Here is a 13,404-nt window from a genome sequence, read left to right as displayed (position 1 = left end):
ATGCATTGCATCATGCTCAAAGCCAAGCTGCACCGCGCCCAAGTGACCCACGCCGTTCTGGACTACGAGGGCTCCTGCGCCATCGACGGCGAATGGCTGGACCTGGCCGGCATCCGCGAATACGAGCAGATCCAGATCTACAACGTCGACAACGGCGAGCGTTTCACCACCTACGCGATCCGCGCCGAAGACGGCTCCAAGACCATCTCGGTGAACGGCGCCGCCGCCCACAAGGCCGACGTCGGTCATCGCCTGATCATCTGCACCTACGCCCAGTACAGCGAGGCCGAGCTGACCCAGCATAAGCCACAGATGCTCTACTTCAACCCGGGCAACCAGCTCAGCCACACCAGCCAGGCGATCCCGGTGCAGGTCGCCTGACCGGCCCGCACCCGCGCCCCGACAAGCCCGGACCTGTTCCGGGCTTGTCGCATTTCCCCTGCCGCCACCGTCACCGAGCCCCTCGATGGAACACTACCTACAGCCGCTGGACGCCACCCAACTGCCCGCCTGGCAGGCCCTGCGCGAGCAGCGCGCCCGGATGCAGGACTTCAGCCTGCGCGAGGCCTTCGCCAGCGATCCGCAGCGCTTCGCCCGCTATTCGCTGAGCCGCGGCGGGCTGTTCCTCGACTACTCGAAGAACCTGATCGACGCGCCCAGCCTGGCCTGCCTGCTCGAACTGGCCGAACAGGTACGCCTGCGCCCGGCCATCGAGGCGCTGTTCGAGGGCCGCCCGGTGAACGCCTCCGAACGCCGCCCGGCGCTGCACACCGCGCTGCGCCGGCCGATCGGCGAGCGGGTGCTGGTCGACGGCGTCGACGTGATGCCCGAGGTGCATCGCGTGCTGGGGCAGATGACCGAACTGGTGCAGCGCATCCACAACGGCCTGTGGCGCGGCTACACGGAAAAGCCGATCACCGACGTGGTCAACATCGGCATCGGCGGCTCGTTCCTCGGCCCGCAGCTGGTTTCCGAAGCCCTGCTGCCGTTCGCCCAGCGCGGCGTGCGCTGCCACTACCTGGCCAACATCGACGGCAGCGAGTTCCACGAGCTGTGCTCCCGCCTGTCGGCGCAGACCACCCTGTTCATCGTCTCCTCCAAGTCGTTCGGCACCCTGGAGACGCTGAAGAACACCCAGGCGGCGCGCCGCTGGTTCCTCGCCCAGGGCGGCAGCGAGGCCGACCTGCACCGCCATTTCATCGCGGTGACCAGCAACCGCGCGGCGGCTATCGAGTTCGGCATCGCCGCGGAGAACATCTTCCCGATGTGGGACTGGGTCGGCGGGCGCTACTCGCTGTGGTCGGCGATCGGCCTGCCGATCGCCCTGGCCATCGGCATGGGCAACTTCAAGGAACTGCTCTCCGGCGCCTACACCATGGACCAGCACTTCCGCGAGGCGCCCTTCGCCGAGAACCTGCCGGTGCTGCTGGCCCTGCTCGGCGTCTGGCACGGCGACTTCTGGGGCGCGCAGAGCCACGCGATCCTGCCTTACGACCACCACCTGCGCAATTTCAACCAGCACCTGCAGCAGCTGGACATGGAGTCCAACGGCAAGCGCGTGCGCCAGGACGGCAGCCCGGTGAGCTGCGGTACCGGCCCGGTGATCTGGGGCGGCGTCGGCTGCAACGGCCAGCACGCCTACCACCAGCTGCTGCACCAGGGCACCCAGATGATCCCGGCCGACTTCATCGTCCCGGTGACCAGCTACAATCCGCTGGCCGACCATCACCAGTGGCTGTACGCCAACTGCCTGTCGCAGAGCCAGGCGCTGATGCGCGGCAAGACCCTGGCCGAGGCCGAGGCCGAACTGCGCGCCGCCGGCCTGGCGGAAAGCGAGGTGCAGCGCCTGGCGCCGCACAAGACCATCCCCGGCAACCGGCCGAGCAACACCCTGGTGCTGGAGCGGGTCAGCCCGCAGCGCCTCGGCGCGCTGATCGCCCTCTACGAACACAAGGTGTTCGTGCAGAGCGTGATCTGGGGGATCAACGCCTTCGACCAGTGGGGCGTCGAGCTGGGCAAGGAGCTGGGCAAGAACGTCTACGCCCGCCTCACCGGCAGCGAGACCGGCGCCGCCGAGGACGCCTCGACCCAGGGCCTGATCGACTTCTTCCGCGGCCGCCACCGCGGCTGAACGCCGCGGCGGGAAAAACCTGTCGGCGACAAAATCGCCACTGCTAAAATGCGCGTCCCATTCCCGAGGAGACGCGCATGTCCGCCTTGAACCAGGCGCTGCGCGCCGCCCTTGCCGCTCGCCAGCCGCTGCTGGCGGAACTGCACGCCCAGGCCACCGACTGCTACCGGCTGTTCCACGGCAGCCAGGAAGGCGCCGCCGGCCTCACCGTCGACCGCTACGGCCGGCAACTGCTGGTGCAGAGCTTCCATCGCCCGCTGGAGCGCGAGGCGCTGCAGGCGTTGATCGACATCTACCAAGAGTCCTTCGCCGGCAGCCTGCTGCCGGTATACAACGACCGCTCGCAGGGCAATTCGCGGATCGACCGCAGCGACCCGGTGTACGCCGCCGAGCCGGCCGCGCTGGGGGAACTGGTCGGCCACGAGTGGGGGCTGAACTACCGGGTGCGCGCCCGGCATGCCGGCCAGGATCCGCTGCTGTTTCTCGACCTGCGCAACGCCCGCGGCTGGATCCGGCGCCACAGCGCCGGCCGGTCGGTGCTCAACCTGTTCGCCTACACCTGCGGCGTCGGCCTGTGCGCCGCCGCCGGCGGCGCGCGCCGGGTGGTCAACCTCGACTTCGCCGAGGGCAACCTGGCGGTCGGCCGCGAGAACGCCGCGCTGAACCCGCAGCTGCCGGAGATGCAGTTCGTCCAGTCCGACTACTTCCCGGCGATCCGCCAGCTGGCCGGTCTGCCGATCGCCCAGCGCCGCGGCCAGCGCCTGCCGCACTACCCGCGCCTGGCCGCCGAACGCTTCGACCTGGTGTTCCTCGATCCGCCGGCCTGGGCGCGCAGCGCCTTCGGCACCGTCGACCTGCTGCGCGACTACCAGAGCCTGCTCAAGCCGGCGCTGCTGGCCACCGCCGAGGGCGGCACCCTGGTGTGCTGCAACAACCTCGCCAAGGTCGACGCCGAGGACTGGCGCGAGCAGGTCCTGCGCTGCGCCAGCAAGAGCGGTCGCCCGGTGCGCGAGGCCGAGTGGCTGGCGCCGGCCGGCGACTTCCCCTCCCGCGACGCCCGCCCGCCGCTGAAGACCCTGATCCTGCACCTCTGACGGCAGGCTCGCGCAGCGACGGAGCAGCCCCCTCCTGCGCCGGCACCTAAGGAACCGGGCGGGCATGTCATACTCCAAGCGCCGTCCCCTTCAGCGAAGCGACCCGCCATGACCAAAGGATTGCGCCGCGGCCTGACCGCGCTGGTACTCGCCCCCCTGCTGTATGCCATGCTGGGTTTCATCGGCGTGCCGCTGCTGGTGCTGCAGCTCGCCGAACAGCAGTTCGCCGAGCGCCTGAACGTGCCGGCCGGCCTCAAGCAGGTCGGCTTCAACCCCTTCAACCTGCAGCTGACCCTGCGCGGGCTGCAGCTGGGAGCGCCCGGCAGCGAGGTCCTGCAGGTCGGGCACCTGCTCGCCGACCTGCAGCTCGACAGCCTGTGGCGCGGCGAGCTGCACCTGCGCGAACTGCGCGTGCTGCAGCTGCGCCTGGCGGTGGAGCTGGCCGAGGACGGCCGCCTCAACCTCGCCCAGTTGCTCGTCCCCTCGACTGCCGCCGCCGAGCCGCCCGCCGACGCCCGGCCCTTCCCGCTGCGCATCGACCGCCTGCGCCTCGACGGCCAGCTGAGTTTCGCCGACCGCCGCCCCGCCATCGGCGTCGAGCAGCACTACCGCCAGCTGACCCTGAGCCTGGACGACTTCACCACCCACGACAGCCAGACCGCCAGCCTGAGCCTCACCGCCAGCGGCCCCCATGGCGCGGCACTCGACGTCCAGGGCCGGCTGGGCCTGCAGCCGCTGCAGGCCAGCGGCCGCTTCAGCCTCGGCGACACCGCCCTGAGCCGCTGGTGGCCCTACGCGCGCAGCGCCCTGCCCTGGCAACTGCAGGACGGCCGCCTGAGCCTAGGCAGCGACTACCGCCTGGAGTGGCGCGATGCCGCTCCCTACCTGCGCCTCGACAACCCCCGGATCGACCTCACCGACCTGCAGCTGCAGCAAGCCGACGGCGCGCCGCTGCTGGCTCTCGGCCGGTTGCAGCTGGGCAGCGGACACCTGGAGTGGAGTCCGGCCAGCGCCCTCAGCCTGCACGACGGCCATCTGCAGCTGGACGCCCTGCGTCTGCAGGGTCCGCCCGGCCGGACACCGCTCGACCTCGAAAGCCTGAGCGTCGCCGGCCTCGCCCTCGACAGCGCCAGCCGCCGCCTGGCAGTCGGCCAGTTGCACAGCCGGGGGCTGAACCTGCAGGCCGGCCGCGAGCGCGACGGGCGTCTCGACTGGCAGGCGTACCTGGAGCAGCAGCTGCAGGCGCTCGCCCGCCACCGCGCGGCCGGCCAGACCAGCGAGGTCGCCGCACCGGCCGCCAGCCGCGCCGCCGCGCCGCCGCCCTGGCAGCTGCGCATCGCCCAGCTGCAGCTGCGCGGCTGGCGCGCCCGCCTCGAAGACCGCCTGCCGGCCAGCCCCGTCGCCCTCGATCTCGGCCCGCTCGACCTCGACCTCGGCGATCTCGCCCTGCCGGGCAGCCAGCCCCTCGCCCTGCGCCTGGACAGCGCCCTCGGCCAGCGCGGCCGCCTACAAGCCGAGGGCCGGCTGCAACTGCAGCCGCTGGCCGGACACCTCAAGCTCAGCGCCAGCGATCTCGACCTGCGCCCGCTGCAGGCCTACCTGGAGCCCTTCGTCCGCGTGGAGCTGCGCAGCGGCCTGTTCGGCGGCGAGTTCGACCTCGACCTGCAGGGCGCCGCGCCGCTGCGCCTGGCGCTCGACGGCAGCGCGCGGATCGACCAGCTGCACACCCTGGACACCCTGAAGAACCGCGACCTGGTGCGCTGGCAGCAGATGCGCCTCGACGGCCTGAGCTACCGCCACGGCCAGTCGCTGCAGGTGCGCCAAATCGCGCTGCAGCGCCCCTATGCGCGCTTCATCATCAACGAGGACCTGAGCACCAACCTCCAGGAGCTGATGATTCCCCAGCCGCCGCGCAGCACGCCCGCCACGCCGGGCGCGCCGCTGCAGGTACGGATCGGCGGCATCGAGATCCGCGACGGCTCGGCACACTTCGCCGACCTCTCGCTGACCCCCAACTTCGCCACCGCCATCCAACAGCTGGACGGGCGCATCGGCCGTATCGACAACAGTTCCGCGCAGCCGGCCACGGTGGACATCCGCGGCAAGGTCGACCGCTACGCCCCGGTGAGCATCCGCGGCCAGCTGACGCCCTTCGCTCCGCTGCACAGCCTCGACATCGCCACCCGCTTCCAGCGCGTCGAGCTGACCACCCTGACCCCCTACGCCGGCAAGTTCGCCGGCTACAAGATCCGCAAGGGCCGCCTCAACCTCGACCTGCACTATCGCATCGAACAGGGTCGGCTGAACGCCGACAACCGGGTGCTGCTGGAGGATCTGCAGCTCGGCGAACGGGTCGAAAGCCCCAGTGCCACCGACCTGCCGGTGCGCCTGGCGGTGGCTCTGCTCAAGGATCGCGACGGCAACATCGACATCGCCCTGCCGGTGCAGGGCAACCTCAACAACCCCGAATTCAGCGTGGTGCCGATCGTCTGGCAGACCCTGCGCAACCTGGTGCTGCGCGCCGCGCAGGCGCCCTTCGCGCTGCTCGCAGGGCTCGCCGAGGGCGGCAGCGAGCGTCTCGACAGCGTGCCCTTCGCCGCCGGCAGCGGCGTTCTGGACGACGGTGCCCGCGCGATCCTCGCCCCGCTGGCCCGGGGCCTGCAGCAGCGCCCGCAGCTACGTCTGGAAGTGGAAGGCAGCAGCCGCCCGAGCCTCGACGGCCCGCTGCTCGCCGCGCGGCGCCTGGAGCGCGAATACCAGGAAACCTGGTACCGCATGCTGCAGCGCCGCGGCGACAAGGTGCCGGCCGAGGCCGGTCAGCTGCAGGTGCCCGACGAACTCAAGCCCAGCCTGCTGGAAGGCATCTACCGTGCGCGCCTCAAGCAGCAGCCTCCCGCTGCCTGGGGCGAACTGGACGCCGACCAGCGCAGCGCCCGGCTGCGCCAGGCGGTGCTCGACGGCTGGGCGCAGAGCCCGCTGCTGCTGCGCCAGCTGGCCCAGGAACGGGCGCAGGCGATCAAGCAGCATCTGGTCGAGCAGGGCGGCATCGACGATGCGCGCATCTACCTGCTCGAAGTCGGCGTCGCCGAGGCGGCCGGCGACGATCCCGCGCGGATCGCCGTCCCCCTGCATCTGGACAGCGAGTGAGCGCCATGCATCCCGGCCCAACCCACCAGCACGCGCGGCGCGCTGACCACCCCCGCCGGCATCTGCCGCCGCTGCTGGCCGCCCTGCTGCTGGCACTGTCCGGCCTGCCGGCGCAGGCGGCCACCCTGCGCTGCGGCAGCGCGCTGGTCAGCAGCGGCGACCACGCCCTGGTGGTGCTGGAGCGCTGCGGCGAGCCGGCCAGCCGCAGCGACCTCGGCCAGCGCCAGTACGGCGATGCCTGGGGCAATTTCGAGCGCCTGCGCATCGAGGAGTGGGTCTACGGCCCGCGCCACGGCATGTACTACTTCCTGCGCTTCGAGGGCGAACGTCTCACCGGAATCACCAGCCGGCGTCGCCGCTGAGGAGCCGGGCGCAGAAAGCAGAAAAGGCCCCGCAGGGCCTTTTCCGTCACGCGATCACGTCGCTCAGACGCCGGAGGCTTCCGCCGCCGCGACGTCCTTGATCGACAGCTTGATGCGGCCGCGGTTGTCCACGTCCAGCACCAGCACCTTGACCTCCTCGCCTTCCTTGAGCACGTCGGTGACCTTCTCGATGCGCTTGTCGCTGATCTGCGAGATGTGCACCAGACCGTCCTTGCCCGGCAGGATGTTGACGAAGGCGCCGAAGTCGACGATGCGCTCGACGCGGCCGGTGTAGATCTTGCCGATCTCGGCTTCGGCGGTGATGCCCAGCACGCGCTGACGGGCGGCCTCGGCGGCTTCCTTGGTTTCGCCGTAGATCTTCACGCTGCCGTCGTCCTCGATGTCGATCGAGGCCTTGGTCTCTTCGCAGATGCCGCGGATGGTGGCGCCACCCTTGCCGATCACGTCGCGGATCTTGTCCGAGTCGATCTTCATCTGGATCATGGTCGGCGCGTTTTCCGACAGCTCGGCACGCGGCTTGGCGATGACCTGGTTCATCTGACCGAGGATGTTCAGACGCGCTTCCAGAGCCTGGTTCAGCGCGATCTCCATGATCTCTTCGGTGATGCCCTGGATCTTGATGTCCATCTGCAGGGCGGTGACGCCCTTGTCGGTACCGGCCACCTTGAAGTCCATGTCGCCGAGGTGGTCTTCGTCGCCGAGGATGTCGGTCAGTACGGCGAACTTGTCGCCTTCCTTGACCAGACCCATGGCGATGCCGGCCACCGGCGCCTTGACCGGCACGCCGGCGTCCATCAGGGCCAGGGAAGCGCCGCACACCGAAGCCATCGAGCTGGAGCCGTTGGATTCGGTGATCTCCGACACCACGCGGATGGTGTAGGGGAACTCGGCCTGGGTCGGCAGCATGGCGGCGACGCCACGACGGGCCAGACGGCCGTGGCCGATTTCGCGACGGCCCGGGCTGCCCATGCGGCCGCACTCGCCCACCGAGAACGGCGGGAAGTTGTAGTGCAGCATGAAGGCGTCCTTCTTCTCGCCTTCCAGGGTGTCCAGCAGCTGGGCGTCGCGCGCGGTGCCGAGGGTGGCGACCACCAGGGCCTGGGTCTCGCCGCGGGTGAACAGCGCCGAACCGTGGGTCTTGCCGAGCACGCCGACTTCGATGGCCAGCGGGCGCACGGTGCGGGTGTCGCGGCCGTCGATGCGCGGCTTGCCGTTGACGATGTTCTCGCGCACGGTGCGGTATTCGAGCAGGCCGAAGACTTCCTTGACCTCGGCGGCCGGGAACTGGCCTTCGCCTTCGCCGGCGAACTTGGCCAGCACCTGCTCGCGCAGGGCGCCGAGGGCGGCGTAGCGGTCCTGCTTGATGATGATGGTGTAGGCGTTGGAAATCGCCTCGCCGAACTCGGCCTTGACCGCGTCGATCAGCGCGGTGTTGGGCTGCGGAGCCTGCCAGTCCCAGCGCGGCTTGCCGGCTTCGGCGGCGAATTCCTGGATGGCGCGGATGACGCTCTGGAACTCCTCGTGGGCGAACAGCACGGCGCCGAGCATCTGGTCTTCGGTCAGCTCTTCGGCCTCGGACTCGACCATCAGCACGGCGTCCTGGGTACCGGCGACCACCATGTCCAGACGCGAGCTCTGCAGCTGCTCGTAGTTCGGGTTGAGGATGTAGCCCAGCTCGTCGTGGTAGCCGACGCGGGCGGCGCCGATCGGACCTTCGAAGGGAATGCCGGAGATCGCCAGGGCGGCGGAGGTGCCGATCATCGCGGCGATGTCCGGATCGGACTTCTTGTTGGTCGACACCACGGTGCAGACCACCTGCACCTCGTTCATGAAGCCTTCCGGGAACAGCGGGCGGATCGGGCGGTCGATCAGGCGCGAGGTCAGGGTTTCCTTCTCGCTCGGACGGCCTTCACGCTTGAAGAAGCCACCCGGGATGCGGCCGGCGGCGTAGGTCTTTTCCTGGTAGTGCACGGACAGCGGGAAGAAGCCCTTGCCCGGGTCGGCCTGCTTGGCGCCGACCACGGTGACCAGCACGCTGACGTCGTCGGTGCTGACCAGCACGGCGCCGCTGGCCTGGCGGGCGATGCGCCCGGTTTCGAGGGTGACGGTCGACTGACCGAACTGGAATTTCTTGATGACCGGATTCACGGTGTTTTCCTTCTCTGTGTTGCCTTGGGGAAAGCGGGAGACGCTGACCGGCGGCGCCACGGCGCCACCGACAGGTCATCGACGAAAACTCGCCCGCGGCGGGCAGCTTTCGTCGATGGCCTGAAAAGGCCGAAAGCTGGGGGCCCGAAACCGGCAGCGGACACGAGGTCCAGACTACCCATTGCGAACACCCAGCTTCCGGAGGGGAACCACGTCTTAGCGACGCAGACCCAGACGCGCGATCAGTGCGCTGTAACGGTTGGCATCCTTACCCTTCAGGTAGTCCAGCAGCTTGCGGCGCTGGTTGACCATGCGGATCAGACCACGACGGCTGTGGTGGTCCTTGGCGTTGGCCTTGAAGTGACCCTGCAGCTTGTTGATGTTGGCGGTCAGCAGGGCAACCTGCACTTCCGGAGAGCCGGTATCGCCAGCAGCCTGCTGGTACTCGTTAACGATCTGGGCTTTTTCTTGAACGCTCAGTGCCATGACGGACTTTCCTCTGAGGTAACAGGCCGGGGAGGTTCCCCGTTTTCATGAATGGAGGCGTGACCGTGCCTGCTGACAGCCACCCTCGTCCGGTCCTCAGGACCGAATCAGTCGACGCGGCGCCACGCGCCCGTCGTCGGTCGCCTCACCGATACCGATGAAGCGACCCTCGTGATCTTGCACCCGCAGCATGCCGAACTTCGGCGCCTCGGGAGCGCGTACCGGCTGCCCGTGCAGCCAGTAATAGGCGCTGTGCTCCGACAGCTGCACCACCGGCCAGTGCTCCAGACCGCTGTCCACCGGCAGCAGGAAGCGATCCAGCGCCTCGGCGCCGCCCTCTTCGTGGGCGGCCAGCAGCGTCTCCAGGCTCACCGCCTGGCTCAGCACGAAGGGCCCGGCCTGGGTGCGGCGCAACTCGGCGACATGGGCTCCACAACCCAGCGCCTGACCGAGATCCTCGACCAGGCTGCGAATGTAGGTGCCCTTGCTGCAGCGCACCGACAGGTCGGCGAACGGCGGCTCGAAGCGGGTCAGCTCAAGGCGCTCAATAGTAACAGAACGCGCCTCGCGCTCCACCACTTCGCCGGCGCGCGCCAGCTTGTACAACGGCTGGCCGTCGCGCTTGAGCGCCGAGTACATCGGCGGCACCTGCTGGATCGCACCACGGAAGCGCGGCAGCAGCGCTTCCAGCTGCTCGCGCGCGACCGCCACCTCGCGGCGCTCGAGCACTTCGCCCTCGGCATCGCCGGTGCTGGTGGTGACGCCCAGGTGCATGACGGTGTCGTAGCCCTTCTCGGCATCCAGCAGGTACTGGGAGAACTTGGTCGCCTCGCCGAAGCACAGCGGCAGCACGCCGGTGGCCAGCGGATCGAGGCTGCCGGTGTGCCCGGCCTTCTCGGCGTTGAGCAGCCAGCGCACCTTCTGCAGCGCGGCGTTGGAGCTGAAGCCATGCGGCTTGTCGAGGATCAGGATGCCGCTGACCGCACGGCGGATACGTTTCACCTGGGCCACGCCTTACTCCTTGCCCGCTTCCGGCTTGTCCTGCTGGTGGCGATCCTCGGCCACCGCACGCTCGATCAGCGCCGACAGGTGGGCACCGCGGCGCACGCTCTCGTCGTAGAGAAAATGCAGCTGCGGCACGGTGCGCAGCTTGAGCGACTTGCCCAGCAGCATGCGCAGGTAGCCAGCGGCATCCTTGAGGATGCTCTGGTTGAGGGCGACTTTCTGCTCGTCATCGTCCTGGCCCATCACGGTGAAGAACACCTTGGCATGAGACAGGTCACGGCTGACTTCGGTGCCGGTCAGGGTCACCAGACCCAGACGCGGGTCCTTGATCTCGCGCTGGATCAGCTGCGCCAGTTCGCGCTGCATCTGATCGCCGATGCGCTGGGTGCGACTGTATTCTTTGGCCATAAATTCATTGAACCCCAAAAACGCCTGAAGCCGGAAGCCACAGGCAGACGACCCATGGTCGACCGCCCCCGACTTCCAGCTTCATGGCTGCTGTCGCCTTACAGCGAACGTGCCACCTGGACCTTCTCGAACACTTCGATCTTGTCGCCGACGCGCACGTCGTTGTAGCTCTTCACGCCGATACCGCACTCCATGCCGGCACGCAGCTCGGAGACGTCGTCCTTGAAGCGACGCAGCGACTCCAGCTCGCCCTCGTAGATCACCACGTCGTCGCGCAGCACGCGGATCGGACGGTTGCGGTAGACGGTGCCCTCGACCACCATGCAGCCGGCGATGGCGCCGAACTTCGGCGAACGGAACACGTCGCGCACTTCGGCGATGCCGAGGATGTTCTCCCGCACGTCGCTGCCGAGCATACCGGTGAGCGCCTTCTTGACGTCCTCGATGATGTCGTAGATGACGTTGTAGTAGCGCAGGTCCAGACCTTCCTGCTCGACGATCTTGCGCGCACCGGCGTCGGCGCGCACGTTGAAGCCGAACAGCACGGCGTTGGAGGCCAGCGCCAGGTTGGCGTCGCTCTCGGTGATGCCACCGACGCCGCCGGCCACCACGCGCACCTGCACTTCGTCGTTGCCCAGGTCGGACAGCGAGCCCTGCAGCGCTTCGAGAGTTCCGCGCACATCGGTCTTGAGCACGATGTTGAGGGTCTTCTTCTCGTCCTGCCCCATGGTCTCGAAGATGTTTTCCAGCTTCGACGACTGCTGGCGCGCCAGCTTGACCTCGCGGAACTTGCCTTGACGGAACAGGGCGATTTCGCGCGCCTTCTTCTCGTCGGCGACCACGGTCAGCTCGTCACCGGCTTCCGGGGTGCCGTCCAGACCGAGGATCTCCACCGGAATCGACGGACCGGCATCCTTGATCGGCTGACCGTTCTCGTCGAGCATGGCACGCACGCGGCCATAGTTGACGCCGGCCAGGACGATGTCGCCCTGACGCAGGGTGCCGTTCTGCACCAGCACGGTAGCCACCGGACCGCGACCCTTGTCGAGGCGCGACTCGACCACCACGCCACGCCCGGGAGCGCTCGGCGTTGCGGTCAGTTCCAGCACCTCGGCCTGCAGCAGCACGGCTTCGAGCAGTTCGTCGATACCGGTACCGAACTTGGCCGACACATGCACGAAGGGCGCATCGCCGCCCCACTCTTCCGGAATCACATCGAGCGCGGCCAGGCCGTTCTTGATGTTGTCCGGGTTGGCGTCCGGCTTGTCGATCTTGTTGACCGCGACCACGATCGGCACGCCGGCCGCTTTCGCGTGCAGCACGGCTTCCTGGGTCTGCGGCATCACGCCGTCGTCGGCTGCCACCACCAGGATGACGATGTCGGTGGCCTTGGCGCCACGGGCACGCATCGCGGTAAACGCGGCGTGGCCGGGGGTGTCGAGGAAAGTGACCATGCCGCGGTCGGTTTCCACGTGGTAGGCGCCGATATGCTGGGTGATGCCACCCGCTTCGCCGGTCGCCACCTTGGTGCGGCGGATGTAGTCGAGCAGCGAGGTCTTGCCATGGTCGACGTGCCCCATGACGGTGACCACCGGAGCGCGCGACTTGGCTTCGCCTTCGAACTTCAGGGACTCGGCCAGTTGCTCTTCCAGGGCGTTCTCGTTGACCAGACTCACCTTGTGGCCCATTTCCTCGGCCACCAGTTGAGCGGTCTCCTGATCGAGCACCTGATTGATGGTCACCGGAGTGCCCATCTTGAACATGAACTTGACCACCTCGGCGCCCTTGACCGACATCTGCGCGGCCAGCTCGGCCACGGTGATGGTCTCGCCGATGCTGACATCACGCACGATCGGGCCGCTCGGGCTCTGGAAGCCATGCTGATTGCGCTTCTTGTGCTTGCCCTTGCCACGCCCACCACGACGGAAGCCATCGCTTTCCTCGTCGGTGCTGCGCGGTGCGACACGCGGGGCCGGTGCCTTTTCCTTCAGCGACGGGCGCGGCTGCGCCTGCTTGCGCTCGCGGCGCTCGTCGTCCTCGCGCTTGGGCGCGGCACGGCGAGCATCGTTGCCGCGCTCGGCGGCGGCCGGCTTGGGCGCCTCGAGCGGCTGGGCAGCCGCTGCCTGAGCGGCTGCCTGACGGGCGGCGACGGCGCGGATGCGGGCATCCTCGGCGTCGTCGCGACGCGGCTCGGCCTGCGGCCGGCTACGCGGAGCTTCGACGGCCGGACGCTCTTCGCTGCGCTTCTCGACCGCCTCGCGCTTGGGCTCGACGGCTACCGCTTCGCTGGCATCGGGCTGGACGAAGGTCTTCTTCTTGCGGACCTCGACACTGATGGTCTTGCTGCCAGCCACCCGCAGGGTGCTGGTCGTCTTGCGCTTGAGAGTAATTTTCTTGGGCTCTTCCAACTTCTCACCGTGGCTGCTTTTCAGATGCGCCAGCAGTTTCTGCTTCTCTTCGTCGGTCACCACTTGCTCGGCGCGGTTGTGCGGCAGACCTGCCTCACGCATTTGCTGCAGCAGGCGCTCTACCGGTGTATCGACCACCAGGGCCAGCTCTTTCACCGTGACTTGCGTCATGCACTTCTCTCCTCAGGCCGCGA

General features: G+C 68.5%; 10 protein-coding genes. 5 read left to right on the top strand and 5 right to left on the bottom strand.

Features of this window, described 5'->3' with window-relative positions:
• From panD to BLU22_RS07255, 5 genes are all read left to right on the top strand, one after another.
• Positions 1-381 carry an aspartate 1-decarboxylase gene (gene panD / locus BLU22_RS07275; RefSeq protein WP_090213262.1) on the top strand — a complete coding sequence of 127 codons (381 nt, stop codon included), beginning with the start codon at positions 1-3 and terminating at the stop codon, positions 379-381.
• Between the two features lie 85 nt (positions 382-466).
• Positions 467-2,131, top strand: a complete 1,665-nt coding sequence (gene pgi / locus BLU22_RS07270) for a glucose-6-phosphate isomerase (protein ID WP_090213260.1) — start codon at positions 467-469, stop codon at positions 2,129-2,131.
• Between the two features lie 77 nt (positions 2,132-2,208).
• Positions 2,209-3,225 (top strand): class I SAM-dependent rRNA methyltransferase, encoded by a 1,017-nt coding sequence (locus BLU22_RS07265; RefSeq protein ID WP_090213258.1) that lies wholly within the window; start codon positions 2,209-2,211, stop codon positions 3,223-3,225.
• 108 nt (positions 3,226-3,333) lie between these two features.
• On the top strand, positions 3,334-6,372 hold the full coding sequence (locus BLU22_RS07260) for a DUF748 domain-containing protein (protein ID WP_090213257.1): 3,039 nt from the start codon (positions 3,334-3,336) through the stop codon (positions 6,370-6,372).
• Positions 6,373-6,377: 5 nt separating this feature from the next.
• On the top strand, positions 6,378-6,734 hold the full coding sequence (locus tag BLU22_RS07255; RefSeq protein ID WP_090213254.1) for a DUF2845 domain-containing protein: 357 nt from the start codon (positions 6,378-6,380) through the stop codon (positions 6,732-6,734).
• A gap of 63 nt (positions 6,735-6,797) precedes the next feature.
• Here BLU22_RS07255 and pnp read toward each other — a convergent pair whose 3' ends face one another.
• The 5 genes from pnp to infB form a co-directional block, all read right to left on the bottom strand.
• On the bottom strand, positions 6,798-8,903 hold the full coding sequence (gene pnp, locus BLU22_RS07250) for a polyribonucleotide nucleotidyltransferase (protein ID WP_090213253.1): 2,106 nt from the start codon (positions 8,901-8,903) through the stop codon (positions 6,798-6,800).
• A 216-nt stretch (positions 8,904-9,119) separates the two neighbouring features.
• Positions 9,120-9,389, bottom strand: a complete 270-nt coding sequence (rpsO, locus tag BLU22_RS07245; protein ID WP_090213251.1) for a 30S ribosomal protein S15 — start codon at positions 9,387-9,389, stop codon at positions 9,120-9,122.
• A gap of 96 nt (positions 9,390-9,485) precedes the next feature.
• Positions 9,486-10,400 (bottom strand): tRNA pseudouridine(55) synthase TruB, encoded by a 915-nt coding sequence (gene truB, locus BLU22_RS07240; RefSeq protein WP_090213250.1) that lies wholly within the window; start codon positions 10,398-10,400, stop codon positions 9,486-9,488.
• A 3-nt stretch (positions 10,401-10,403) separates the two neighbouring features.
• Entirely contained in the window at positions 10,404-10,802 is a 399-nt protein-coding gene (gene rbfA / locus BLU22_RS07235) for a 30S ribosome-binding factor RbfA (RefSeq protein WP_090213248.1), read from the bottom strand.
• 98 nt (positions 10,803-10,900) lie between these two features.
• Positions 10,901-13,381: a translation initiation factor IF-2 gene (infB, locus tag BLU22_RS07230; RefSeq protein WP_090213247.1), complete on the bottom strand. Its 2,481-nt coding sequence runs from the start codon at positions 13,379-13,381 to the stop codon at positions 10,901-10,903.
• Positions 13,382-13,404 lie beyond the last annotated feature (23 nt).

The sequence above is a fragment of the Pseudomonas guangdongensis genome (assembly GCF_900105885.1).
GTDB classification, from domain to species: Bacteria; Pseudomonadota; Gammaproteobacteria; order Pseudomonadales; family Pseudomonadaceae; genus Geopseudomonas; species Geopseudomonas guangdongensis.
This window is presented reverse-complemented; position numbering and strand designations above follow the sequence as displayed.